Origin of the sequence: Pseudomonas sp. PGPR40 (genome assembly GCF_022014505.1) — a bacterium.
Lineage (GTDB): Bacteria > Pseudomonadota > Gammaproteobacteria > Pseudomonadales > Pseudomonadaceae > Aquipseudomonas.
On record NZ_JAKLSP010000050.1, the window covers coordinates 1 to 25,641 of the forward strand.

General features: G+C 59.3%; 21 protein-coding genes. 6 read left to right on the top strand and 15 right to left on the bottom strand.

Features of this window, described 5'->3' with window-relative positions:
- The first annotated feature begins 373 nt into the window (after nt 1–373).
- A complete protein-coding gene (locus tag MEB48_RS28070; protein ID WP_237886976.1) occupies nt 374–1,156 on the top strand; it encodes a MetQ/NlpA family ABC transporter substrate-binding protein in 783 nt (260 codons plus the stop codon).
- 502 nt (nt 1,157–1,658) lie between these two features.
- On the opposite strand, the gene MEB48_RS28075 is transcribed toward MEB48_RS28070, so the two are convergent.
- Nucleotides 1,659–2,855, bottom strand: coding sequence for an AAA family ATPase (locus MEB48_RS28075; protein ID WP_237886977.1), 1,197 nt, complete (start codon nt 2,853–2,855; stop codon nt 1,659–1,661).
- A gap of 213 nt (nt 2,856–3,068) precedes the next feature.
- On the opposite strand from MEB48_RS28075, the gene MEB48_RS28080 reads away from it, so the two are divergent.
- Genes MEB48_RS28080 through MEB48_RS28090 form a run of 3 tightly spaced genes read left to right on the top strand, consistent with a single transcriptional unit; the run spans nt 3,069 to nt 8,277 of the window.
- Nucleotides 3,069–4,172: an efflux RND transporter periplasmic adaptor subunit gene (locus MEB48_RS28080; RefSeq protein WP_237886978.1), complete on the top strand. Its 1,104-nt coding sequence runs from the start codon at nt 3,069–3,071 to the stop codon at nt 4,170–4,172.
- Entirely contained in the window at nt 4,169–5,236 is a 1,068-nt protein-coding gene (locus MEB48_RS28085) for an efflux RND transporter periplasmic adaptor subunit (RefSeq protein ID WP_237886979.1), read from the top strand. The genes MEB48_RS28080 and MEB48_RS28085 overlap by 4 nt, the downstream gene beginning before the upstream one ends.
- Complete coding sequence (locus MEB48_RS28090) at nt 5,233–8,277, top strand: efflux RND transporter permease subunit (RefSeq protein ID WP_237886980.1); 3,045 nt, start codon at nt 5,233–5,235, stop codon at nt 8,275–8,277. Before MEB48_RS28085 ends, MEB48_RS28090 begins: the two co-directional genes overlap by 4 nt.
- A gap of 108 nt (nt 8,278–8,385) precedes the next feature.
- Here the strand turns inward: MEB48_RS28090 and MEB48_RS28095 are convergent, their stop codons facing one another.
- The 13 genes from MEB48_RS28095 to MEB48_RS28155 form a co-directional block, all read right to left on the bottom strand.
- Complete coding sequence (locus MEB48_RS28095) at nt 8,386–9,015, bottom strand: class I SAM-dependent methyltransferase (protein WP_237886981.1); 630 nt, start codon at nt 9,013–9,015, stop codon at nt 8,386–8,388.
- A 196-nt stretch (nt 9,016–9,211) separates the two neighbouring features.
- On the bottom strand, nt 9,212–9,568 hold the full coding sequence (locus MEB48_RS28100) for a DUF6124 family protein (RefSeq protein WP_237886982.1): 357 nt from the start codon (nt 9,566–9,568) through the stop codon (nt 9,212–9,214).
- 441 nt (nt 9,569–10,009) lie between these two features.
- Nucleotides 10,010–10,654 (bottom strand): methionine ABC transporter permease, encoded by a 645-nt coding sequence (locus tag MEB48_RS28105; protein WP_030128490.1) that lies wholly within the window; start codon nt 10,652–10,654, stop codon nt 10,010–10,012.
- Nucleotides 10,644–11,765, bottom strand: a complete 1,122-nt coding sequence (locus tag MEB48_RS28110; protein ID WP_237886983.1) for a methionine ABC transporter ATP-binding protein — start codon at nt 11,763–11,765, stop codon at nt 10,644–10,646. Before MEB48_RS28110 ends, MEB48_RS28105 begins: the two co-directional genes overlap by 11 nt.
- A 2-nt stretch (nt 11,766–11,767) precedes the next feature.
- Nucleotides 11,768–12,577: a MetQ/NlpA family ABC transporter substrate-binding protein gene (locus tag MEB48_RS28115; RefSeq protein ID WP_237886984.1), complete on the bottom strand. Its 810-nt coding sequence runs from the start codon at nt 12,575–12,577 to the stop codon at nt 11,768–11,770.
- A gap of 147 nt (nt 12,578–12,724) precedes the next feature.
- Nucleotides 12,725–14,083 carry an LLM class flavin-dependent oxidoreductase gene (locus tag MEB48_RS28120; protein WP_237886985.1) on the bottom strand — a complete coding sequence of 453 codons (1,359 nt, stop codon included), beginning with the start codon at nt 14,081–14,083 and terminating at the stop codon, nt 12,725–12,727.
- Nucleotides 14,083–15,276, bottom strand: a complete 1,194-nt coding sequence (locus MEB48_RS28125) for an SfnB family sulfur acquisition oxidoreductase (protein ID WP_237886986.1) — start codon at nt 15,274–15,276, stop codon at nt 14,083–14,085. Before MEB48_RS28125 ends, MEB48_RS28120 begins: the two co-directional genes overlap by 1 nt.
- Nucleotides 15,277–15,281: 5 nt before the next feature.
- The gene (locus MEB48_RS28130; RefSeq protein WP_237886987.1) at nt 15,282–16,523 is read right to left on the bottom strand and encodes an SfnB family sulfur acquisition oxidoreductase; all 1,242 of its coding nucleotides are present in this window, start codon (nt 16,521–16,523) and stop codon (nt 15,282–15,284) included.
- A gap of 343 nt (nt 16,524–16,866) precedes the next feature.
- Nucleotides 16,867–17,625 (bottom strand): hypothetical protein, encoded by a 759-nt coding sequence (locus MEB48_RS28135; protein ID WP_237886988.1) that lies wholly within the window; start codon nt 17,623–17,625, stop codon nt 16,867–16,869.
- A 494-nt stretch (nt 17,626–18,119) separates the two neighbouring features.
- A complete protein-coding gene (gene tcyN / locus MEB48_RS28140; RefSeq protein WP_008068688.1) occupies nt 18,120–18,869 on the bottom strand; it encodes an L-cystine ABC transporter ATP-binding protein TcyN in 750 nt (249 codons plus the stop codon).
- Nucleotides 18,870–18,873: 4 nt separating this feature from the next.
- Nucleotides 18,874–19,539, bottom strand: a complete 666-nt coding sequence (tcyL, locus tag MEB48_RS28145) for a cystine ABC transporter permease (protein ID WP_052962896.1) — start codon at nt 19,537–19,539, stop codon at nt 18,874–18,876.
- Nucleotides 19,539–20,333: a cystine ABC transporter substrate-binding protein gene (tcyJ, locus tag MEB48_RS28150; RefSeq protein ID WP_237886989.1), complete on the bottom strand. Its 795-nt coding sequence runs from the start codon at nt 20,331–20,333 to the stop codon at nt 19,539–19,541. The genes tcyL and tcyJ overlap by 1 nt, the downstream gene beginning before the upstream one ends.
- 326 nt (nt 20,334–20,659) lie before the next feature.
- The gene (locus MEB48_RS28155) at nt 20,660–21,652 is read right to left on the bottom strand and encodes a D-cysteine desulfhydrase (RefSeq protein ID WP_237886990.1); all 993 of its coding nucleotides are present in this window, start codon (nt 21,650–21,652) and stop codon (nt 20,660–20,662) included.
- A gap of 190 nt (nt 21,653–21,842) precedes the next feature.
- Between MEB48_RS28155 and epsC the strand changes: the two genes are divergently transcribed.
- Nucleotides 21,843–22,769 (top strand): serine O-acetyltransferase EpsC, encoded by a 927-nt coding sequence (epsC, locus tag MEB48_RS28160; protein WP_030128481.1) that lies wholly within the window; start codon nt 21,843–21,845, stop codon nt 22,767–22,769.
- Between the two features lie 403 nt (nt 22,770–23,172).
- A complete protein-coding gene (gene betT / locus MEB48_RS28165) occupies nt 23,173–25,128 on the top strand; it encodes a choline transporter BetT (RefSeq protein WP_237886991.1) in 1,956 nt (651 codons plus the stop codon).
- Between the two features lie 17 nt (nt 25,129–25,145).
- Here betT and MEB48_RS28170 read toward each other — a convergent pair whose 3' ends face one another.
- The gene (locus tag MEB48_RS28170) at nt 25,146–25,406 is read right to left on the bottom strand and encodes a hypothetical protein (RefSeq protein WP_095054437.1); all 261 of its coding nucleotides are present in this window, start codon (nt 25,404–25,406) and stop codon (nt 25,146–25,148) included.
- Between the last annotated feature and the right edge of the window lie 235 nt (nt 25,407–25,641).

Genomic DNA, 25,641 nt, shown 5'->3' on the forward strand with positions numbered 1-25,641 from the left:
TTTCTTCATGTATTACAACCGCACCAGGCTCCACAGCTACAACAACTACCTGTCGCCAATAGCTATGGAGCTAAAAGCGGCATAAACACCGTAACCGGTGTCCGGATTTACTTGACCAGTTCAAGCTTGCTCGCGAAGGCGTCCTCCCAGGCAGACCGAGTCGCCTGCTTCGCGAGCAAGCTTCGCTCCTACAGGGTTTTGTGCGAGTTGGATCTGTATGAACAAAATGGAATATGAAAGTGAATAAAAGATATTGTTCGGGAATAAAAAATCCCGGTATTGTCCGCGTCACGCCAGCGATAGCACTTCACTGGCATACAAACATTTAGCCGTCGCTTCGATGACGACCGTGATTTTTCGATAAGGACACTGCATGAAAAAGGTTCTGTTGTTCACCGCATTGGCGGCTGCCCTGAGCGCGGGCCTGGCCCAGGCTGGCGAGAAACTGGTGGTTGCGGCGACCCCGGTTCCACACGCCGAAATTCTTGAACTGATCAAGCCAACCCTCGCCAAGGAAGGCGTGGACCTGGAGATCAAAGTTTTCACCGATTACGTTCAGCCGAACGTGCAGGTCGACCAGAAGCGTCTGGACGCCAACTACTTCCAGACCCTGCCATACCTGAAAAACTTCAACGAAGGCAAAGGCACTAATCTGGTGACCGTGATCGGTGTGCATGTCGAACCTTTCGGCGGCTACTCGAAGAAAGTCAAAAGCCTGTCTGAGCTGAAAGACGGCGCAACCATCGCCATCCCGAACGAAGGCAGCAACAGCGGCCGTGCGCTGATCCTGCTGCAGAAGGCCGGCCTGATCGAGTTGAAAGACCCGAAAAACGCCGTGGCCACCCCGAAAGACATTGCCAAGAACCCGCACAACTTCAAGTTCAAGGAACTGGAATCAGCCATGCTGCCGCGTGTTCTGGACCAGGTCGACCTGGACATGATCAACACCAACTACGCGCTGGATGCGGGTCTGAACCCGGCTAAAGACGCGCTGGTGATCGAAGGTGCCGATTCGCCTTATGTGAACTTCCTGGTGGCTCGCCCGGACAACAAGGACAGCGTTGCTATCCAGAAATTGGCCAAAGCCCTGACCAGCCCGGAAGTGAAGGCGTTCATCGACAAGAAATACAGCGGCGCGGTACTGCCGGCGTTCTGATCGATGGAGTAACGAGCCTCTTCAAGGTTTCAACGCCGACGGCTTTCGATAGCGTCGGCGTGATCGTAGCGTAATTCTGTAGGAGCGGGCTTGCCCGCGAAGACGACGGTACAGTCAACATTGATGTTGCCTGAAAATCCGCTTTCGCGAGCAAGCTCGCTCCTACAGAGGCTGCGTCTTCAACGCCTTGCGCAACGCCACCAGCAATTTCACGATGTCTTGCGGATCCAGCCGCTGTGGCACGTTTACGTCAGCCATTGTTCTCTTCCATGTGATGGTTCGGCCGGGGAGTGTGGCCAAAAGCTGCTCGTCCTTGGAGGGGTATTCTGAAAAAAAGAGCCTTCCTACAGCGCAAAGGAAAATAGTCGTCTTCCACTGCCGCCGCAAATTCGCAGGATAGTTTTTTGCGTGATGTCAATTCGGGACGCTCCGCGTCCCTGCGGCTGTGACGCAGAGCGTCACTGGCTGCATTCCCACGCAGAGCATGGGAACGATCAGTGTCTCAGTCCGGCCAATTCCACGCCGGCTCATCCAGCATCCGTTGCCCGACCATCCCGGTCTGGCCGAAATTCTTTTCCAGCACAATGCAGTTGCATTCCGGGTCTTGTTGCAACGCTGAAATCAACCGCCGCGCATGGGACACCACCCACACCTGACACTGCCCGGACGCTCGAATAATCAACCGCGCCAACGCCGGCAACAGGTCTGGATGCAGACTGGTTTCCGGCTCGTTCAACACCATCAACGTCGGCGGCCTAGGTGTCAGCAATGCCGCGACCAGCAGCAGATAGCGCAACGTCCCGTCCGACAATTCGGCGGCGGACAACGGTCGCAACAACCCTTCCTGATAAAACTCGATCGCAAACCGTCCACCTTGCAGCGGTTCGATGTTCAGTCGCGCGCCGGGAAAGGCATCGCTGATAGCCGCCTGCAAGGCTTCGGGGTCGCCGATTTCGATGATGGTCTGCAAGGCTGCCGCCAGGTCGCGACCGTCGTGGTGCAGCACCGGCGTGCGGGTGCCCAGTTGCGGTTGGCGAACCGGTGCATCGGTGTCACTGCGAAAGTGATCGTAGAAGCGCCAGCGACGGATGAACTCGCGTAATTCCAGAACCTCCGGCGAAGAACGCAAACTGCCGACCTGATCGAACAGGCTGTCGAAGTTCGGCGTGTGCTGGGCCAAGACGTCCCAGCTGCGATTGGCTCGGGCACGGATCATTGGGCCGTCGCGATCCACCAGCAGGCTGGCCGGCCGATAAATCGGCCCGGCCCAAACGCATTCACGCTTGATTTGCGGATCGAGGTTGAAGCGTGACGGAATAGGTGAACTGTGTTCGGGCAGCATGAAGTGGCCGTTGGAGTCGGGCAGCCCGAGGCTGATCGAATAGCTGAAATCCTCACCGGCAAACCCTAGCCGCAGGCGTTTGACGCCGTGTCTCACCGTAGCCTCGACCGGGACTTCACCATTGCGCATGCGTCGGCTGATATTTTCAGGCCCGGCCCAGAACGTCGAATCCAGCCCACCCTCACGGGCCAACGCGTTGACCACCCCGCCCTGAGCGGTTTCCGCCAGCAGGCGCAAGGCGCGGTAGAGGTTGGATTTGCCGCTGCCGTTGGGACCGGTGATCAGGTTCAACCGACCCAACGGAATTACCAATTTATTGATCGAGCGGTAATTGGCCACCGCGAGGGTTTTGAGCATGAGTTCCTCATTGATCGTTCCCACGCTCCGCGTGGGAATGCATCCCGTGACGCTCCGCGTCACAGTGGACGCAGAGCGTCCATGGCGGCGTTCCCACGCGGAGCGTGGGAACGATCAATGGAGTATAAGGATCGCTCGTGCAGACGTGGAACCCTGATCTAAGCTCTCAGTCGTATCGTCGCTGGCACGTTCGCACAACGCAAAGGAGTCTGCATGGCGGGTCCCGGATTGAAATTAATGGTTGGCTTGAGCCTCATCGCCTTGCTGACCGCCTGCGGCGATAAGAAGCCCGTCGAGAAGGACCGCCCCAAAGTCTTCGTGCAAGAGGTCAAGCCATCGGATTACGCCGCCGCGGTGACTCTGACCGGCGACGTCCAGGCCCGGGTACAAACCGAATTGTCGTTCCGCGTGGGCGGCAAGATCATCCAGCGCATGGTCGATGTCGGTGACCGGGTTTCGGCCAAACAAGTGCTGGCCAAACTCGATCCAAAAGACCTGCAAACCACTGTCGATTCGGCCCAGGCTCAGGTCGTGGCCGAACAGGCCCGGGTCAAACAAACCGCCGCGGCCTTCGTTCGCCAACAAAAACTCCTGCCCAAGGGCTACACCAGCCAGAGCGAATACGACTCCGCCCAAGCCGCCTTGCGCAGCAGCCAGAGCGCGCTGACCGCTGCTCAAGCGCAATTGGCCAACGCCCGTGATCAACTGAGCTATACCGCGTTGATTGCCGATGCGCCGGGGGTGATTACCGCGCGCCAGGCCGAAGTCGGCCAAGTGGTGCAAGCCACGGTGCCGATTTTCAGCCTGGCCCGGGACGGCGAGCGTGATGCGGTGTTCAACGTTTATGAATCGCTGTTGGCCGAGCCGCCGTCGGATAGATCGATTGTGGTCAGCCTGCTCGATAACCCGAAAATCAAAACCACGGGCACCGTTCGGGAAGTCACGCCGGCAGTGTCCGCGCAAACTGGCACGGTGCAAGTCAAAGTCACTCTGGACAATCTTCCCGAGGGCATGCAACTCGGTTCGGTGGTGAGCGCCACCGCCAAGCCAGTCGGCAAAACCGCGGTGGAACTGCCCTGGTCGGCCCTGACCAAAAACGTCAGTGAACCGGCTGTGTGGCTGGTGGATGCCGAGGGCAAGGCGCAGTTGCATACGGTCGCGGTCGGCCGTTATCTGACCGGCAAAGTCATCGTCAGCGCCGGCCTCAACGGTGGCGAAAAAGTCGTCACCGCCGGCGGCCAATTACTGCATCCGGGCGTGCGGGTGGAGATCGTTGAAAACACCTATAAGACGCCAATGACAGGAGCTCAGCCATGAAGCGCCTGTTGCTGTTATCCGCCGCTGCATTACTGCTCGCCTGCTCCAACGAGGAAGCGCCGCCAGAACCGGTTCGGCCGGTGCTGTCCGTGGAGGTGAAAGCACTCAATCAAGAAGACCTCGGCCGGTTCGCCGGCAGCATCCAGGCCCGTTACGAAAGCAACGTCGGTTTCCGGGTGCCGGGGCGTATCGCCAGCCGTAACGTCGATGTCGGCGCCGAGGTCCAGAAGGGCGCCTTACTCGCCACTCTCGACCCCTCCGATCAACAGAACCAGTTGCGCTCGGCTCAGGGCGATCTGGCCCGCGTTCAGGCGCAGCTCATCAACGCTCAGGCCAACGCCCGGCGTCAGCAGGAATTGTTCAATCGCGGGGTTGGCGCGCAGGCACAACTGGACATCGCCCAGACCGATCTGAAAACCACCCAGGCCTCTCTCGATCAAGCCCGGGCCGCCGTGAAACAGGCGCAAGACCAACTCGATTACATCGAGTTGCGCACCGATCACAAAGCCGTCGTTACCGCGTGGAATGCCGAGGCCGGGCAAGTGGTCACGGCCGGCCAGCAAGTGGTGACCCTGGCGCAGCCGGACATCAAGGAAGCGGTGATCGACTTGCCCGACACCCTGGTCGATCGGTTGCCGGCCGATGTGGTGTTCCAGGTCGCCTCGCAACTGGACCCGAGCATCACCAGCACTGCCATCGTGCGCGAAATCGAACCCCAGGCCCAAAGCGCAACCCGTACCCGTCGCGCTCGGTTGACCCTGACCGATACGCCACCGGGCTTTCGCCTCGGCACGGCGATCAGCGTGACGCTCAGCTCTGCGATCAAACCGCGCCTCGAACTGCCGGTGAGCGCGCTGCAAGAGGTGGATGGAAAACTGCGCATCTGGATCGTCGATCCGCAGACGCAAACCGTTTCTCCACGGGAGGTCAGCCTGATCAGCCGAACCAATGGCACGGTAGTCCTGGCCAATGGCGTGAAGTCCGGCGAGCGGGTAGTCAGCGCGGGTGTGAACAGTCTCAAACCGGGGCAGAAAGTGAAAATTGACGAGGACAGCCCGCAATGAAAGGGAGTTTCAACTTATCCGAATGGGCCCTCAAGCATCAGTCGTTTGTCTGGTATTTGATGTTCGTCGCGCTGCTGATGGGCGTGTTCTCGTACCTGAACCTGGGCCGCGAAGAAGACCCTTCGTTCACCATCAAAACCATGGTGATCCAGACCCGCTGGCCCGGCGCGACCCAGGAAGAAACCCTCAAGCAAGTCACTGACCGGATCGAGAAAAAACTCGAAGAACTCGACTCGCTCGACTACGTGAAAAGCTATACCCGCCCCGGCGAATCGACGGTCTTCGTTAACCTGCTCGACACCACCAGTGCCAAGGACATCCCGCAGATCTGGTACCAGGTGCGCAAGAAGATCAACGACATCCGTGGCGAGTTCCCGCAGGGCCTGCAAGGCCCAGGTTTCAACGATGAGTTCGGCGACGTGTTCGGTTCGGTGTATGCCTTTACCTCCGACGGCCTGTCGATGCGTCAGTTGCGCGACTACGTGGAACAGGTGCGTGCCGAGATCCGCGAAGTCCCGGGTCTGGGCAAGGTCGAGATGGTCGGCGAGCAGGATGAAGTCCTTTACCTGAACTTCTCCCCCCGCAAACTGGCCGCCCTCGGCATTGATCGGCGCGAGGTGGTGCAGACCCTGCAATCGCAGAATGCCGTGACCCCGGCCGGGGTGATCGAGGCCGGTCCGGAGCGGATTTCGGTGCGGACCTCGGGGCAATTTGCCTCTGAGAAAGATCTGGCCAACGTTAACCTGAAGCTCAACGACCGCTTCTACCGACTGGCCGACATCGCCAACATCAGCCGTGGCTACGTCGATCCGTCGACCCCGGAGTTTCGCTTTAACGGTCAGCCAGCCATCGGCCTGGCGATCGCCATGAAAAAGGGCGGCAACATTCAAGACTTCGGCAAGGCGCTGCACCTGCGCATGGATGAGCTGACGGCGGACCTGCCGGTGGGCGTCGGTGTACACACCGTTTCCGACCAGGCTGTAGTGGTGGAAGAAGCCGTCGGCGGCTTCACCAGTGCGTTGTTCGAAGCGGTGGTGATCGTACTGATTGTCAGCTTCGTCAGTCTCGGTGTACGCGCCGGATTGGTGGTGGCGTGTTCGATTCCGTTGGTGCTGGCGATGGTTTTCCTCTTCATGGAGTACAGCGGCATCACCATGCAGCGGATTTCCCTCGGTGCGTTGATCATCGCCCTCGGCCTGCTGGTGGACGACGCGATGATCACGGTCGAGATGATGGTCACGCGCCTGGAAATGGGCGAAACCAAAGAACAGGCGGCGACCTTCGCCTACACCTCGACGGCATTCCCGATGCTCACAGGCACGTTGGTCACCGTCGCCGGTTTCGTGCCGATCGGCTTGAACGCCAGCTCCGCCGGTGAGTACACCTTCACCCTGTTCGCGGTGATCGCGGTGGCCATGCTGGTGTCATGGATCGTCGCCGTGCTGTTCGCCCCGGTGCTCGGCGTGCACATTCTGAGCGCCAAGGTGAAGCCTCACGACGCAGAGCCAGGGCGTATCGGTCGGGCGTTCAATGGTGGTCTGCTCTGGGCCATGCGCAATCGCTGGTGGGCCATCGGCATCACCGTGGCGCTGTTTGTGCTCTCGGTGTTTTCCATGCAGTTCGTGCAGAACCAGTTCTTCCCGTCCTCGGACCGCCCGGAAATCCTTGTCGACCTGAACCTGCCGCAAAACGCCTCGATTGCCGAAACCCGCATGGTCGTTAATAAGCTCGAAGCAACGCTCAAAGATGACCCGGACATCGTGCGCTGGAGCACCTACATCGGCGAGGGCGCGATCCGTTTTTACTTGCCTCTCGACCAGCAATTACAGAACCCGTACTACGCGCAACTGGTGATCGTCAGCAAAGGCGAGTCACGCGCGGCCTTGAGTGCTCGTTTGCAAAAGCGCTTGCGTGAAGAGTTCGTCGGTGTCGGCAGTTACGTCCAGGCCCTGGAAATGGGCCCGCCGGTGGGACGGCCGATTCAGTATCGGGTCAGCGGCAAGGACATTGATCAGGTGCGCAAACACGCCATTGCCCTGGCCACTGAACTGGATAAGAACTCGCACATCGGCGAGATCATTTACGACTGGAACGAACCGGGCAAAGTGCTGCGCATCGACATCGCCCAGGACAAGGCACGGCAACTGGGGTTGTCGTCGGAAGACGTGGCGAACCTGATGAACAGCATCGTCGTCGGCTCGCCGGTGACGCAGGTCGATGACGATATCTACCTAATCGACGTGGTCGGCCGCGCTGAAGATGCCGAGCGCGGCAGTCCGGAAACCTTGCAGAATTTGCAGATCGTCACCCCCGGCGGCACGTCGATTCCGCTGCTGGCATTTGCCACCGTGCGGTATGAACTCGAGCAACCGCTGGTGTGGCGTCGTGATCGCAAACCGACCATCACCATCAAGGCCGCGGTTCGCGACGAGATTCAGCCGACCGACCTGGTGCAACAGCTGCAACCGGACATCGACAAATTCGCCGCCGGTTTGCCGGTGGGCTACAAAGTCGCCACCGGCGGTACCGTGGAGGAAAGCGGCAAGGCTCAGGGGCCGATTGCCAAGGTCGTGCCGTTGATGCTGTTTTTGATGGCGACCTTCCTGATGATCCAGTTGCACAGCGTGCAGAAGCTGTTCCTGGTGGCCAGCGTCGCGCCGCTCGGGTTGATCGGCGTGGTGCTTGCGCTGATCCCGACGGGTACGCCCATGGGCTTCGTGGCGATCCTCGGGATTCTGGCGTTGATCGGCATCATCATCCGCAACTCAGTGATTCTGGTGACCCAGATCGACTCTTTTGAAAAGAGCGGCTACACACCGTGGGATGCGGTGGTGCAGGCCACGGAGCATCGGCGCCGACCGATTTTGTTGACGGCGGCGGCGGCGAGCCTGGGGATGATCCCGATTGCCCGGGAAGTGTTCTGGGGGCCGATGGCCTACGCGATGATTGGCGGGATCATCATCGCCACGTTGCTGACGCTGCTGTTTTTACCGGCGCTGTATGTGGCCTGGTACAAAATCCGCGAACCGAAGTCTGCCTAATGATCGTACCCACGCTCCGCGTGGGAATGCAGCCAGTGACGCTCTGCGTCACAGCTGCAGGGACGCAGAGCGTCCCGAGAGGCATTCCCACGCAGAGCATGTGAACGATCAGTCGACTCGACGCCAAACACTCGCCAACCAAGGCTGCTGCTCCCGCGGCAGCCCCGCCGGCCGGTAGTAATGCTCCAGCTCCACAAACCCCGCCTCGGTCAGCAACTTCTGCCACGCCTGAAGATCGTAATACGCCCCATAACGCGGCCCGTTCCAGCCTTCCTGATTCTCCCCACGCGGATTGGAACTGAACAAAACCCCACCCGGCTTCAACGCCTCGCGCAGCTGCTTCAACACCCGAGGCAATTCCTGACTAGGGATGTGGAACAGCACCGCATTGGCAAAAATCCCGTCAAACCGCTCGGACGGCAGATCGAGTTTCAGAAAGTCCTGCTGCCAGACTTCGCAACCACTGTCCTCTCGGGCCATCTGCGCAAGCTTTTCCGAGCCGTCTAGGCCGACGGCGGTATGGCCCATGCGCGTGAAGGTTTTCAGGTCACGACCGGGGCCGCAGCCGAAGTCGAGAAGGGTGAACGGCGCCTCACCCTGAATATGCCGCAACAGGGCATCGATGTTCTGGCTGACATCGTGATCGCGAGTGCCTTCACGGAAGTCTTCGGCCACCGCGTTGTAATGGCCCAGCGTGGTGGAGGTGATCTGCTCCAGATCGGCGGGAGTCTGTTTCATGGTCGGCTGCGCAGGCAATTGGGATACGTCGAATATACGCCATGACGCCGGGGGCTGCTGCGCAGCCATTCGCGAGCAAGCCCGCTCCCACACTGGATCGCGCCGAACACAAATTCCATGTTCACCGAAGATCAAATGTGGGAGCGGGCTTGCTCGCGAAAGCGGTATCACTGACGACCAATGACTTCAGCCAGACTCAGCTCTGTTTCATCCCCAGACATTCGATGGACCGATCAACCATCGCCTTGGCAATCTCCAGCAAATGCCAAACGGAAAACACCAATGCCCGATCGGCGCCCTTGAGTTGATCGCCACACTGATACGCCGTGACCGAGGCGCAGCGCAGCAGATCAGCGACGTAGAGCTGGGTATCCTCGAAGCTCACGTCTTTGCTGACGTTGTAGAAGCGAAATTCATCGGGCGCTGAGGGCTGATCGCCGGTGAGGTAGAAATCAATCGCACGGTAGAGCGCCGATCGATCCCGGAGCGGGTCTTCAGTGGCGGTTTCGTTGGTGGGGTTTTCGGGAGGTGGATCGGGTACGGATTTTTTCATGTGTTGCTCCTATTACTACATGGGAGCCATCACTTATCGCCTACTAAACGATTGGGTGGCGGCTGTGCGCAGGTTAGTAGGCCGGTCAATAGGAAAACCGGTGCACCCGAAGATGCCCCACGCACAGCCACCATATTCTGCATGCGGCCAAAATTGCCGGACATGAGCATGGAATTGCTATGCGCCTATTGTTCCGGGCTACTAAACCCGATCACTGATGAGCAGTGACGGACCGAGACTAGCCACGGAATTTGGCAGGCGCAAGCGAGCGGAATGATCTAGGAAATGTCCTGCAAAGAAAAGGGATCAGGCCTGCTGGCACTCTGATTTTTCTGTGCGAAATGTTCCCCAGGCGCTAGAGACAATACTTCTGGTGAGAAAGCTTTTCTGTGGCGAGGGAGCAAGCTCCCTCGTCACAAAAGCCTGCGACCTGCATCGCCCTCAGCGCTTGTTCAACCCCCGCGCCAACCGATCCCCACCCAACTGAATCACCGCCACCAACACCACCAGCAACACAATCACCGTCAACATGATCTGGCTATCAAAGCGCTGATACCCATACCGATAAGCAATGTCGCCCAGCCCACCCGCACCAATTGCCCCGGCCATGGCTGATGAGTTGATCATCGTCACCAACGTAATCGTGAACCCGCCAACAATTCCCGGCAGCGCTTCGGGCAGCAGCACATGCCAGACGATATGCCAGCGTCGGCAGCCCATCGCCTGCGCCGCCTCAATCAGTCCATGGTCGACCTCGCGCAAACTGACTTCGGCAATCCGCGCAAAGAACGGCGTGGCAGCGATAGTCAACGGCACCACGGCCGCCCAAACACCGTAAGTGGTGCCGACGATCAACCGGGTAAACGGAATCAGCGCCACCATCAAAATCAAAAACGGAATCGAGCGAAACAGATTCACGAACGCGCCCAATGCGCGGTTCAGCGCCGGTGCTTCGTAGATCCCGCCCTTGGAACTGGTGACCAGAATCACCGCCAGCGGAATGCCCGCCAACAAGGCGATCAGTGACGACACTCCAACCATCAAAAACGTGTCGATAAAACCCTGAAGCAACCGATCAAACCACATAACCCAGCACCTCCACCTGTTGCGCCCAGTTGCCAGCGCGCTGACGCAATTCCTCGGCGCCGAGGGATGAACCGGTCACCGCCAGCAGCAATTGCCCGAGCGCATGCCCCTGAATCCGTTCCACGCCTCCTTGCAGCAAGCGCACGCGGCCACCGAGGGCGCTGAACAGTGCCGCCAGGTCTGGCTCGTCACTCGCGCTGCCGGTGAATTGCAAACGCAGCACCACGGCGGCGTCCGAAGACTGCGGCTGCGCCCGCAAGCGGCTTTGCAGTTCTTCCGGCAGCCCATGTTGCAGCGGCGCGAGCAAGGTCTTGCTGACCTCATGTTGCGGGTTGCCGAATACTTCCCAGACCCGCCCTTGCTCGACGATTCGCCCGTGTTCCAGCACCACCACCCGATCACAGATATCGCGGATCACCGCCATCTCGTGGGTGATCAATACGATGGTCAGGCCCAGGTGCTGATTGATCTCGCGCAACAGGCCGAGGATCGATTGCGTGGTCTCCGGATCCAGCGCCGACGTCGCCTCGTCACACAGCAGAATTTCCGGGTCATGCACCAGCGCGCGGGCGATGCCGACGCGCTGCTTCTGCCCGCCGGACAGTTGCGCTGGGTAGGCTTTGTGCTTCTCCTGCAGGCCCACCAGTTCCAGCAGTTCGCGGACTTTGCGCTCGCGCTGCTCCTTGGGCACGCCGGCGACTTTCAGCGGCAATTCGACGTTCTGCCAAACCGTCTTCGCTGACATCAGATTGAAGTGCTGAAAGATCATGCCGATCCGCCGTCGTAGCGCCACCAAGCGGTCTTCATCGAACTCGCCGATGTCCACCTGATCGATCAGCACCCGTCCGCTGCTCGGTTGTTCGAGGCGGTTGATGGTGCGGATCAGCGACGACTTGCCGGCGCCACTGCGACCAATGATGCCGAACACTTCGCCGCGCTGGATCGCCAGGTCAATGCCGTGCAAGGCCGCCACGGGACCTTGCTGGCCGTTGTAGGTTTTGCCCAGGCCGATGAAGCGCACGTGGGCGCGATTGAGGTCTGGGTGCAGTTCGGTTTGTGTGGCGTTATGGGGCTCCGGAAGCTCCAGTCGCCGTTGGATCGCGGCCGTCATACTCAGCTTTCCCAACCGGCTTGATAGAGCTTGCCGTGGGCTTTATCCAGTGCCGCGCGAACGGCTGGCGAATGCTGGTAGATGTCGACGAACTTGATCAGACGTGGGTCGGTTTTGCTTTTCGGCTGGATCACGAACTGGATCACGTATTCCTTGTGATCGAGACCATCGAACAGCAGGGCGGAGCTGGCATCGAAGGTCTTCGACAGGCGAATGTAGGCCGGGTAACCCTGGACCAGATCGGCGTCGTCGTAGGCGCGCACCAGTTGCACGGCTTCGACTTGAAGGATTTTGATTTTCTTCGGGTTGGCGATGATGTCTTCTTCGGTGGCCTTGTAGCCGACACCCGGTTTGAGCGTGATCAACCCGGCCTTGGCCAGCAGTTGCAGGCCGCGACCACTGTTGATCGGGTCGTTGGCGATGGCCACGCTGGCGCCTTCGGGCAGCGCGTCGAAGCTTTTGTATTTCTTCGAGTAGAGACCGACGTTGTTGATGATGCCCGGGGCGAACGGCACCAGGTCAAAACCGGCGGCGGCCTTGGCGTTTTCCAGGAACGGGATGTGCTGGAAATAGTTCACGTCGATGTCGCCCGAGGCGAGGCTGACGTTGGGGGCGATCCAGTCGCTGAACTCCACCAGTTCGACGTTCAGGCCTTGTTTGTTGGCTTCTTCTACTGCGGCTTCCAGGGGGATGGCGAAGGCGGCGGTGGTACCGACTTTCAGTGGCGCGTCGGCGGCGAAGGTGATGGAGCTGAAGAGGCCGAGGGCCAGGGCCAGTGCTTTGACTGGGTGAGAGAGGTAGGTCTTTTTCATGATGAGTTTTCCAGTCAAGTTAAGGCCGATCGTTCCCACGCTCCGCGTGGGAATGCCTCCCGGGACGCTCCGCGTCCCTGCGGTGATGACGCAGAGCGTCACTGGCTGCATTCCCACGCAGAGCGTGGGAACGATCAGGGTAGGGGGTTAGTGTCGGTAGTGGGATCCGGTGTGTTGCTCAGGCAAATGCGCCTCGCCGTGAAACAGTTTTTCTCGCAGGCTGCCGCTGTCGTAAGCGATCTTGTATGACCCACGCCGTTGCAACTCGGGGATCACCAAATCGATGAAATCCACATAGCTTTCCGGCGTGACAATTCTCGTCAGATTGAAACCATCAAGCCCGGTTTCGGCGATCCACGATTCCAGTTCGTCAGCCACCTGCTGCGGCGAGCCGACCACGGTGATGTAGCGGCCACCGAGGGCGTGTTGTTCCAGCAGTTTGCGGCGGGTCCAGTCGTTGTTTTGCAGGTTCTTGGTGGCGGACTGGATGGCGTTGCTCTTCACGTACTGGATCGGTTCGTCGAGTTCGTACTCGGAAAAATCGATCCCCGTCGACGCCGAAAAATGCGCCACGCCAGCCTCGGCACTGGCGTAGCTCAGGTACTCAGCGTGCTTCTTCCAGGCCAGCTCTTCTGTCTCACCGACGATCACGTTCAAGCCCATGAACACCTTGATATCCCAAGGATTGCGCCCGGCTTCGACGGCGCTGGCGCGAACCTTGTCCACCTGAACCCGGGTCGCCGGTTTGTTCTGGCCGCTGATGAACACACACTCAGCATGCCGACCGGCGAACTGTAAACCGCGATCGGAACTGCCGGCCTGGAACAGCACCGGCGTGCGTTGCGGCGACGGTTCGCAGAGGTGATAACCCTCGACCTGATAGAACTCGCCCTTGTGCTCGACCTTGTGCACTTTGTCTGGCTGGGCGTAGATCCGCTGTTCGCGGTCGTTGAGCACCGCGTCGTTTTCCCAACTGCCTTCCCAGAGTTTGTAGAGCACTTGCAGGTACTCGTCGGCCTGGTCGTAACGCCGGTCGTGTTCCACCTGTTCGCTCAGACCCATAGCCTTGGCGGCGCTGTCGAGGTAGCCGGTGACGATGTTCCAGCCGACCCGCCCACGGCTCAGATGATCAAGCGTCGACAGGCGTCGGGCGAACAGGTACGGCGGTTCGTAGGTCAGGTTAGCGGTCAGGCCGAAGCCGAGGTTTTTGGTGACCGCTGCCATGGCCGAGACCAGCAGCAGCGGGTCGTTGACCGGCAACTGGATCGACTCTTTGAGCGGCACGTTCACCGAGTTTTGGTAGACGTCGTACACGCCGACGATGTCGGCGATGAACAGACCGTCGAACAATCCGCGTTCCAGCAGCTGTGCCAGTTCGGTCCAGTATTCGATGGTTTTGTATTGGGTCGACGTGTCTCGTGGATGCGTCCACAAGCCATGGTTGATGTGCCCGATGCAATTCATGTTGAAGGCATTGAGCAGGATTTTCTTTTTGGCATCGGTCATCAGATGGTCCCCCGCAACGGCGGGTTTTCATCGTTGAGGTAGTAATTGCCCACCGCATGATATTTCCAACGCACCGGGTCATGCAGGGTATGTACCCGTGCGTTGCGCCAGTGGCGATCCAGACCATGTTCGATCAAGGTCGCCTGGCTGCCGGCCAGTTCGAACAACGTGCTGCCGGCGGCGAGGGAGATTTCGGTGCTGATGGCCCGCGCTTCGGCAACCGCAATTGACGCCGCGGCGACAGTCTCGGCATTGGTGTCGGCCTGAGCCTGGTCGAGGAATTCGCCGGAGCGTTCCAGCAAGGCTTCGGTGGCGTGCAGACGAATCGCCAGGTGGCCAAAACTCTTGATCGTCAGCGGGTCTTCGGTGGCTTTGTCGTTGCCGGAATCAATCCACGGCCGGGTCTTGGTGCGCACAAAATGCAGGGCATCTTCGTAAGCGGCGCGGGCGATGCCGGTGTCGATGGCGGCGTGGAGAATCTGCGCCAGCGGGCCGACGGTGGTCGGGCGTTCGAAGGCGCTTTGAAACGGGATTACATCCTCGACAGTAACGCAGACATCCTCGAACACCACCGAACCGCTGCCGGTGGTGCGCTGGCCGAAGCCGCTCCAGTCGTCGATCACCGTCAGGCCTTTGCTATTGCGCGGGACGAAGGCCAGTTGCTGCACACCGTTTTGGTCCACGACTGATGTCGGAATGCGTTGCGCGTAAATCGCGCCGGTGGCGTAGAACTTGCGACCGTTGATGCGGTAGCCGTTGCCATCGCGAGTCAGGCGGGTGACGCGATCATGGGCGGTTTTTGTGCCCAGTTCCGCGAGTGCATTGCCGAAGCGCTGACCGGCCAATACTTCGGCGTAGAGACGTTTTTTCTGCTCATCGGTGCCGTTCACGCGCAGCACTTCGAGGGCATAGAAATGGTTCTGCGGAATTTGTCCGAGAGAGCCGTCGGCCTGGGCGATCAGCGCGATGACCTTGGCCAGGGTGACGTTGGAAACCCCGGCGCCGCCGTATTCTTTTGGCACGCTGATGCCCCAAAGACCCGAGCGGGAAAACACTTCCAGTTCCGGGAGCGGCAAACGACGTTCGCGGTCGCGCAGAGCGCTGTCACGTTTGAAATCGTCGGCTAGGTCATTGGCGACGATCAGGGCTTGCTCATCGCTGGTGATGACCGCGACGTGGTGAGAAAGAGTCATGGTTGTTAAATCCAGGAATGGCGGGCCGGTAATGCGCCGTTGAGGTGATAGGCGCCAACCGCGTGATATTTCCAGCGCACCGGATCGTGCAGCGTGTGCACCCGGGCATTGCGCCAATGGCGATCGAGGTTGAATTCGGCGAGGGTCGCGCGGCTGCCGGCCAGTTCGAAGAGTTTTTCGCTGGCCAGCAGCGAGATCTCGGTGGTCAGCACTTTGGCTTCCGCCACGGCAATCGAAGCGCGCGCAGCGGACTCGGCGGTGAGCGGCGCGGCGTTGACCTGATCGAGTACTTGCCCAGCCTTGCGCAGCAGTGCTTCGGCGGCGTGCAGTTCGATTTTCAGCTTGCCGATATCGGCGATCACGTAGAGGTCGTCGCTGGCCCGCTCGACCTTGGCGTCGATCCACGGCCGTGCACGCGTTTTCACGAACTCGATAGCGTCATCGATGGCACCGCGGGCAATGCCGGCGTCGATGGCGGCTTGAATCAATTGCGACACGGCACCCTGAATATTCGGGCTGTCGTTGATCTTCCAGTTATCCACCACTAGCTCGGCGTCAACCCGCACGTTGTTGAGCAAAAGGGTGCCGCTGGCGGTGGTGCGCTGGCCGAAACCCGACCAGTCATCAACGATGCGCAGCCCCGGTGTGCCACGACGGACGAAGGCCAGCACTTGCTTGCCGTCGTCGTTCAGCGCCTTGACGGCGACCCAGTGGGCGAACAGGGCGCCGGTGGAATAGAACTTCTGCCCGTTGATGACAAAGCCATCGCCGTCTGCAGTAATCCGTGCCTTGAGCTCCAGGGTGTTTTTAGTCCCGCGCTCCGGTCCCGCATTACCGATGCGCCAGCCTTCGAGCACGCTTTTGAACAGCTGTTTTTTCTGCGACTCGGTGGCGCTGCCGAGTATCAGGTTGAGAATGCCGAACTGGTTCTGCGGGATCTGCCCCAAAGCCGGGTCGGCCGCGGAAATGATCGCGAATACCGAGGCCAAGGTGACGAATGAAACCTGCGGGCCACCGTACTCTCGCGGGATGGCAATGCTGCCCAGGCCGCTGCGGGTGAACTGTTCGATTTCCGACCACGGCAACTTGCGCTGCTGGTCACGTTTGGCGGCTTGCAGGCGGGCGACTTGCGCCAGCTCATGGGCAGCCTCGATGGCTTGTGCGTCGTTGCGCAAGACCTGCGCGGGCAACAACAATGGGGCGATGTCCAGATCACTCTGGACGATTGCATCTGCCAGACTGGACATCAGTGCCGCTCCTTGGCTGCACGCAATGCCCTGGCGATTTGCACTGGGGTGATTGTGTTCCGGACCATACCTACCTCACATTTCATGGAAGCGCCGCAGGTTGCGGCGAATAAAAAATACGAATGTCCGGTGGTCCGGTCTATATACCCTAAACGTGTATAAATGATTTATGAACTAACTTTTAGGAATATGCATAGAAGGGGTGTTACAGATTCATGCAGCTGGCGAAGTCTGCGTTCGGCTTCTGTAGGAGCGAGGCTTGCCCGCGAAGGCGTCAGTTCTGACGCACCGCGTTATCGTTCTTCGCGAGCAAGCTTCGCTCCTACAGTCGAACGCAGGGATCTCAGTGTTTGCGGGGTTCGGCGGCCATGAGTATCTCCTTTGGCCGGGCCTTCAAATAGGGATTGGCACAGCCGATCTTCAGCGTGCGTGCCGGTGCCCACCGCGAGTTGTTACCCACGCGGTCGAGGATGCAGTAGGTCACTTCCAGTCGAAGATCTTCGCCGGCTTCGACAATGATTGCCGGTGGTACCCAGACCTGAATCGGCTGACCCACATCGCACGCTTTGAGTTTGGGCAGGTCCATGCGCACATCGCCCCAGCGCAGGGTGATTTCGTCGTCGACGGCCATGTTCAGATAAGGCTCGATGGTCAATGGCACACCACGTTTGACCTGGTTCGGATTGACCCCCTGACGACGAATGGTCTCAGGGATGAATACGGGCGCCAGGCTCTGGTTTTCCTCATCGCAAAGCAGCAGGCCGCCCGGGCAATCGAGCTTGATCTGTACACGAGTCGCCGGTGATACCGCGGCCCCTTGCCCCACCTGCATGACCTTGTAATGGACGCGGGCAGAACCATTGGCAATGAAGCTTTCCGGCACCCGCAGGCTCACGGCTTGGCTGTCATGGTCGGCCCCCAATAGGCTGGAGGCCACGTAGCAGTTGTTCCAGAACAGCTCGATCAGATCGCCTTCGTCCATGCCGGGGTAGGGTGGCACGTCGATCATAAGATGAGCGGCCGAGGTGATGTTGATACCGGCCTTGTGGCTTTGCGCCAGGGTGGGGGCTGCAAGTACGGATTTTTTCGAAGTGCTTGTCATGGGTTTCTCTCCTTGAAGCCTTGCCGCGAAGTCCATTTCTGAAAGATCGAAAGGCGTGAATTACCAAGCAACAAAACGATTAAGTATTTGTGAGTTTCAATAAGGGTTGAGTGTCTGTTGGGAACTAGATAAGAGTGCGCTCCAGTCAGTGTCAATAGCGCTGGATAGTTAAAGGTTGGTTCCTTGTTTATTCAGAAATCTCCTACGCAGTGCAGTTAATAAACCATACTGCACTGTCGAATTTAGCCCTGTATTTAGGGTGTTTGACGTCCAGGAGGCAGCAACCCGTTGACGAAGAATGGCCAGGGGTTTTATGAGTGCCAGGCAGTATGAATCTGTTGCAGGACTTATATATGTACCGCATGAGAGGGTGGGGAATTATCTATAATGCGCGCGACTCAAGTAAGTCGCGGAAGGCTGATACAGGATCTTAAAGTTAGGGCAAGTGCCACTTCCATCCGTGGAAGTTGACAGCTTTCGAGGGAGGGGCAGTACTAAGCGTTATTAAGGAATTTGCTGAGAAATTGCTTCGTCCGTTCTTCTTTCGGGTTAGCAAACAGCGCCTTGGCTTCGCCTTGTTCGACGATCACACCTTTATCGAAAAACACCACGCGGTTGGCCACGTCCCGGGCAAAGCCCATTTCGTGAGTGACGATCACCATGGTGCGTTTCTCCTCGGCCAGGCCGCGGATGGTCGCCAACACTTCGCCCACCAGTTCCGGGTCCAGCGCCGAGGTCGGTTCATCGAACAGGATCACTTCCGGTTCCATTGCCAGCGCCCGGGCAATCGCCACACGCTGTTGCTGACCCCCGGAGAGGCGTCGCGGGTAAGCGTCTTCCTTGCCCGCCAGGCCAACCTTGGCCAATAGCTTTTTACCCAGGGCAACGGCTTCGGCGCGTGGGATCTTTTTCACCACCAACGGGCCTTCGATGACGTTTTCCAGGGCCGTGCGATGGGGGAACAGATTGAAGTTCTGGAACACGAAACCCACGTGCTGGCGCAAGCGCCGCACCAGGCTCTGCTGCTGGTTCAGGGGACGGCTGCCATCGATCTCGATATCGCCGACCTTGATCCGGCCGCTGCTAGGCTCCTCGAGAAAATTCAGGCAACGCAGGAAGGTGGTCTTGCCCGAGCCGCTGGGGCCGATGATCGCCACCACCTCGCCTTCCTTCACTTGCAGATCGATGCCATTGAGCACCACCTGACCCTTGAACTGCTTTGTCAGTTTTTCCACGACAATCATTGGGTCAGGACTCCTGGTCATGCCGATTGACCCGCGCTTCCAATTGGTTCTGCAGGTGCGACAGTACAGTCGCCAGAACCCAGTAGATCAGCGCGGCGGCAAGATACATGGTGAAAATTTCGAAGGTACGGGCGGTGATCAGCTGCGCTTGGCGGAACAGTTCCGGCACCTGAATGGTGGCTGCCAAAGCAGTGTCCTTGACCAGCGAGATAAAGCTGTTGCCCAAAGGTGGCAATGCCGTGCGCGCCGCTTGCGGCAGGATGGCCCGGCGCAGGGTTTGCGCGCGGGTCATGCCGATACTGGCGGCGGCTTCCCACTGGCCGCGTTCGATGGAGCTGATCGCGGCACGCAGGATTTCGCAGGCGTATGCAGCCATGTTCAGCGAGAAGCCGATCAGGGCCGCCGGCAGCGGATCAAGCTCGATACCCAATTGCGGCAAGCCGTAATAGATCACGAACAATTGCACCAGCAACGGCGTGCCGCGAAAGAACGACACGTAGACGCGGGCGATCCAGCTCACCAGTTTAAAGCGCGACAGCCGCATCAACGCCAGGCCGAAGCCCATCAGCAGGCCGAAGAACATTCCGCCCAGGCTCAGGATGACCGTGTAGTACGCGCCCTTGAGCAGAAAGGGCGCGGAGTCCAGCGCGAGTTGGAAAGCTTCTCCCATTATTGAGTGACGTCAGCGCTGAAGTATTTTTCCGACAGCTTTTTCAGCGTACCGTCGGCACGCAGCTTGTCGATGGCTTTGTTCACCGCAGCCAGCAGCTCAGGCTCGCCTTTGCGCAGGGCAATACCGGCTTCCTGGCGGGAGAACGCTTCGCCAGCGGCGGCGGTATCCTTGGCCTTCCTGGCATATTCCAGCGCGGCCAGGCGGTCGATCAGAATGGCGTCGATGCGGCCGACGCGCAGATCCTGGAACTTGCTCGGGTCATCTTCGTAGGTGCGCACGTCAGCCGTAGGCACATTGGCTTTCACCCACTGCTCATAGTTGGTGCCCAGACCTACGCCGACTTTCTTGCCGGCCAGATCGGCGGCGGTCTTGATGGTGTCTTTGTTTTTGGTCAGGGTCAGCGCCTGAATCCCGGAAACGGTGTAAGGCGTGGAGAAGTCGTACTTCTTCTTGCGCTCTTCGGTGATGGTCACTTGGTTGATCACCGCGTCCAGACGCTTGGATTCCAGGGCTGCGAGGATGCCTTCCCATTTGGTCGGCTGCAGTTTGACCTTCACGCCAAGCTCTTTGGCCAAGGCTTCGGAGAACTCGACTTCGAAGCCGCTCAGTTTGCCGGCCTCGTCGACGAAGCTGAACGGTGGATAAGTGCCTTCCAGACCGACGTTGATAACGCCTTTGTCCTTGATTTGTTGCAATTGCTCACCGGCAACCGCCTGCCCCAGCAGGCCGGCGCTCAGTGCCAGGCCCAGCGAACCCACTAGCAGATTTCGACGTAGTGCGGAAAAATTCATGACAAGCCCCTGTGTTTTCTTATGGAACACGCTTAAGGAAAGTTGGCAAATTCGGGATTTGAACGACTGCGATATCCTGCCCTAAAGCAGCTTATGCGTCTTGCTGCAAATTCGCCTGCGGCGTGACTATATGATGTTGCCTTTAGATAGGAAAATACTAAATATTAAGTTTGTTATTCTTTTTTAAGATATGCCAGGCATCTTCCTGATCGTTCCCACGCTCTGCGTGGGAATGCCTCTAGGGACGCTCCGCGTCCAGTGACGCAGAGCGTCACGGGCTGCATTCCCACGCGGAGCGTGGGAACGATCATTCAGCGTACGATCAGTTATAGAAAGTCTCTGTAGGCAAACAACGCCGGCGCCCCACCGGTGTGCAGGAAGATGATCGGGCCGTCATTGAAGCGCTGGCGCCCGATGCCGTCGAGCAAACCGGCCATGGCCTTGCCGGTATACACCGGATCCAGCAACAACCCTTCCTGACTCGCCAGCAGCTTCAGCGCCGACAATGTCCCGGCATTCGGCTCGCCATAACGCGGGCCGAAATATTCGTCCCACAGTTCGATTTTGAAATGCTTCGGCAGGCTCACGCCCAGGAGTTCGGCCGTGCGCTCGGCGAGACCCTGGACTTTCGGTCGCTGAGCTTCATCGCTACGGGAAACGGTGACGCCGATCACTGGCAAATCCGGCAGTGCTTCGCTCAATGCCAGCGCCAGGCCGCTGTGGGTGCCTGCACTGCCGGACGCCAGCACCACGGCGGCGAAATTCAGCCCGGTGTCCTTGATCTGTTCAGCCAGTTCCAGGCCTGCACGGACATATCCCAAAGCGCCCAATGCATTCGAGCCACCAATCGGCACCAGATACGGTTTTTTGCCGTTGCTGCGCAGACGCCTGGCCAGCGCTTCCAATTGCTCGTCGGCATTGTCGAGGTTTTCCACCAACTCGACCTTGGCATCGAACAGGTCCAGCAACAGCCGATTGCCATTGCCGACGTAGTTGCTGTCGTCGGTACCGAGCGGATTTTCCAGCAGTGCCACGCAGCCCAGGCCAAGCTTGGCGGCAATGGCGGCGGTCTGGCGCACATGGTTGGATTGGATCGCGCCAGCAGTGATCAATGTGTCAGCGCCCTGGGCCAAGGCATCGGCGGCCAGGTATTCGAGTTTGCGCAGCTTGTTGCCGCCCAGTGCCAATGGCGTCAGGTCATCGCGTTTGACGTACACATCCCGGCCCAGCCAGGTCGACAGGCGTTCGAGTTTTTCCAGGGGCGTCGGATGACCGAGCAGGTCGAGGCGGTTAAAGCGGGCAAGCTGTTGTTTGATCATGGGTCCGTACTGGCGGAGGAAGATGTCAGGACTATAGGCACGGGTATTTAGTGGGGCAACTGCCAATCGCTTATAGCCAAAAGTATTGAGCACAGCACTATTGGTTCTTAATTCGGCTGCAAGCCGTTGCCGTAAAGTAATCGCGGTTAATGCGGCCAGACAGTCCGGCCGCCCGTGAGGAGTTTTTACCGTGAGCGAGCGTTCCAGCCATTGGCAATTGCAGACCATCGTCAGCCAACTGCGTACGGCGCGCGATCAGTGGCGCGCACAAAACGGCCGGGCCAGCGGCGAGCAGGGCGGTCGCGAGTTGCCGTCCCGAGCGGCCATGGCGGACATTCTTGAAGCCTTGTGCGGTGCGCTGTTCCCGATGCGTCTGGGCCCGGTGGATTTGCGCGAGGAGAGTGAAGATTTCTACGTCGGCCACACACTGGACGTGGCACTGAACGCGTTGCTGGCTCAGGCGCGGCTCGAACTGCGTTACGCCGCGCGCCACAGTGCCCAGGCCGACACTGAAGTCGAGGCCAAAACCATCCAGATCATTCAGGACTTCGCCCTCGCTTTGCCGGGGTTGCGCAGCCTGTTGGACACCGACGTGCTGGCGGCCTATCACGGCGACCCGGCGGCGCGCAGTGTCGATGAAGTGTTGCTCTGCTACCCAGGGATTCTGGCGGTGATTCACCATCGCCTGGCTCACCATTTGTACCGCGCCGGGTTGCCGATGCTGGCGCGGATCAGCGCGGAAATCGCCCATTCGGCAACCGGTATCGATATCCATCCGGGCGCGCAGATCGGTCGCAGTTTCTTTATCGATCACGGGACGGGCGTGGTGATCGGCGAGACGGCGATCATTGGCGAGCGCGTGCGGATTTATCAGGCGGTGACCCTGGGCGCCAAGCGCTTTCCGGCGGACGAAGACGGCCAGTTGCAGAAGGGCCATCCGCGGCATCCGATCGTCGAGGACGATGTGGTGATCTACGCCGGCGCGACAATTCTGGGGCGGATCACCATCGGCAAGGGCTCGACTATCGGCGGCAACGTCTGGCTGACCCGCAGCGTGCCGGCGGGGTGCAACCTGACCCAGGCGAATCTGCAGCATGATGATGGGACGCAGAAGTAAGTAAGTCCCTCACCTGTGATCGTTCCCACGCTCTGCGTGGGAATGCATCAAGGGACGCTCCGCGTTCCAGGGCCGCCGCCGATGCAATGTCTGGCCCCGTTGTGACGCAGAGCGTCACGGGCTGCATTCCCACGCAGAGCGTGGGAATGATCATCCTCCAAACCCCGCGTCATACCTTTCCTTGAACTAGCGCAGGAAAAGCTACCGCCGAGCCCTGCGATTAGTCCTTAGCCCCCTATCCATGTTTAACTTGAACGTTCATTCAAGTTAAACCGGTGGTTCGCCGCCCGCTCACAACAGGAGGCTTGCCTTTGCTGAGTCCGTTTTTTACAGCCACGTTTCCTCCCCTCGAGGTGCACCTTTCATGAGTGCACCGTCCATCCCCGCAAGCGGCCTGGTCCGCATGAACCCGCCAGTGTTTTACTTCGCGGCGACCTTCATTCTGTTGTTCGCCGTTGTGGTCATGGCGATACCCGAGCAGGCCGGTGCCTGGCTGTTGCAAGCGCAGAACTGGGCGGCCAATACGGTCGGCTGGTACTACATGCTCGCGATGACGCTGTATCTGGTCTTCGTGGTGGTCACCGCCTTGTCCGGCTACGGCAAGATCAAGCTCGGTGCCGACCACGACGAGCCCGAATTCAGTTATCTGTCCTGGGCCGGCATGCTGTTCGCCGCCGGGATCAGCATCACGCTGTTTTTCTTTTGCGTGTCCGAACCGCTGACGCACTTGGCACAACCGCCGCAAGGCGAGGCCGGCACGGCGGATGCGGCGCGTCAGGCAATGCAGATTCTGTTTCTGCACTGGGGTCTGCACGGTTGGGGCGTGTTCGCCTTCGTCGGCATGGCGCTGGCCTATTTCGCCTACCGACATAACCTGCCGCTGGCCCTGCGTTCGGCGCTGTACCCACTGATTGGCAAGCGCATCAACGGCCCGATCGGCTACGCGGTGGACGGCTTCGGCATCATCGCCACGGTGTTCGGTCTGGGCGCCGACATGGGCTTTGGTGTGTTGCACCTCAACTCGGGCCTGGACTATCTGTTCGGCATTGCCCACACCCAGTGGATTCAGGTCGGCCTGATCACGCTGATGATGGGCGCGGCGATCATCGTCGCGGTATCCGGCGTCGATAAAGGCGTGCGAGTGATGTCCGACATCAACATGCTGCTGGCCTGTGCGCTGCTGCTGTTCGTGTTGTTCGCCGGCCCCACCCAACACTTGCTCAATACACTGATCCAGAACGTCGGCGACTACCTCGGCGCCTTGCCGATGAAGAGTTTCGACCTTTACGCCTACGACAAACCCAGTGACTGGCTGGGCGGCTGGACGGTGTTTTACTGGGCCTGGTGGATTGCATGGGCACCGTTCGTGGGCCTGTTCATCGCACGGATTTCCCGTGGCCGGACCATCCGCGAATTCGTCTTCGGCGTGCTGCTGATCCCGCTTGGTTTCACCTTGGCGTGGATGTCGATCTTCGGCAACAGCGCCATCGATCAAGTCCTCAACCACGGCATGAGCGCGCTCGGCATGTCGGCCATCGAAAACCCGTCGATGACCCTGTACCTGCTGCTGGAAACCTACCCGTGGAGCAAAACCGTGATTGCAGTCACGGTGTTCATCAGCTTCGTATTCTTCGTGACCTCCGCCGACTCCGGCACTGTAGTTTTGTCGACATTGTCGGCCAAGGGCGGTAACCCGGATGAAGACGGGCCGAAATGGCTGCGAGTGTTCTGGGGCGCGATGACGGCGCTGGTGACCAGTGCGCTGCTGTTCTCCGGCAGCATCGATGCGTTGAAGTCAGCGGTGGTGCTGACTTCGTTGCCGTTCTCGATGATTTTGCTGCTGATGATGTGGGGGCTGCACAAGGCGTTTTACCTGGAATCGCAGAAGCAGATCGCGCAACTGCATTCGCTCGCGCCGGTGTCTGGATCGCGGCGCGGCGGTTGGCGTCAGCGTTTGAGTCAGGCGGTGCATTTCCCGTCTCGGGATGAGGTCTATCGCTTCCTCGATACCACGGTGCGCCCGGCGATTGAGGAAGTGACGGCAGTGTTTGTCGAGAAGGGTTTGCACGTGGTCACGCAGCCCGATCCGGCCAATGACAACGTTAGCCTGAAAATCGGCCACGGCGAGCTGCATCCGTTCGTCTATCAGGTGCAAATGCGCGGTTATTTCACACCGTCCTTCGCCCGTGGCGGCATGGGTTCCAAGCAACTCAACAACCGCCGTTACCACCGCGCCGAAGTGCATTTGAGCGAGGGCAGTCAGGATTATGATCTGGTGGGCTACACCAAGGAGCAGGTCATCAACGACATCCTTGACCAGTACGAACGGCACATGCAGTTTTTGCATTTGGTGCGCTGATCGAGAACCGCGTCTTTCTAGGTATCGGTACTCAACACCATGAACAGCACCAGCGCCGCCACCGGGACACCGAACACGGCGCTGCCCACCACCAGTTCCGTGCTCAACGGCTGGCCGGCGTTGACCATGCCGACCGCGCCGTTGATCAAGGTCAATGCCAGCCACAGCACAACAAAGCTGTAGGCCAGGATTTGGCGGGGGAAACCGATTTTCTCGCCGATGAACAGCATCAGCGCCAGCAAGACCAGGCCGAAGAAGATGATGATGGTGGTGTGCATGGTGCGTTCCTCGCCTTCAGATTTGTGGTGCCTTTGAGGCCGTTTTCGCGGGCAAGCCTCGCTCCTACAAATTCAGTGTCGATCACAGAATCATGTCCGACACAAAACCCGTAGGAGCGAGGCTGTTGTGGCTCAATGTTTTTGGACCATGATGTAGGAGTGTCGATCTAAGGAAGCATCATGGGATATCGGGTTGTTAACGCCGAGGAAAAAGCGGAAGCCATTCGCTTGGTTG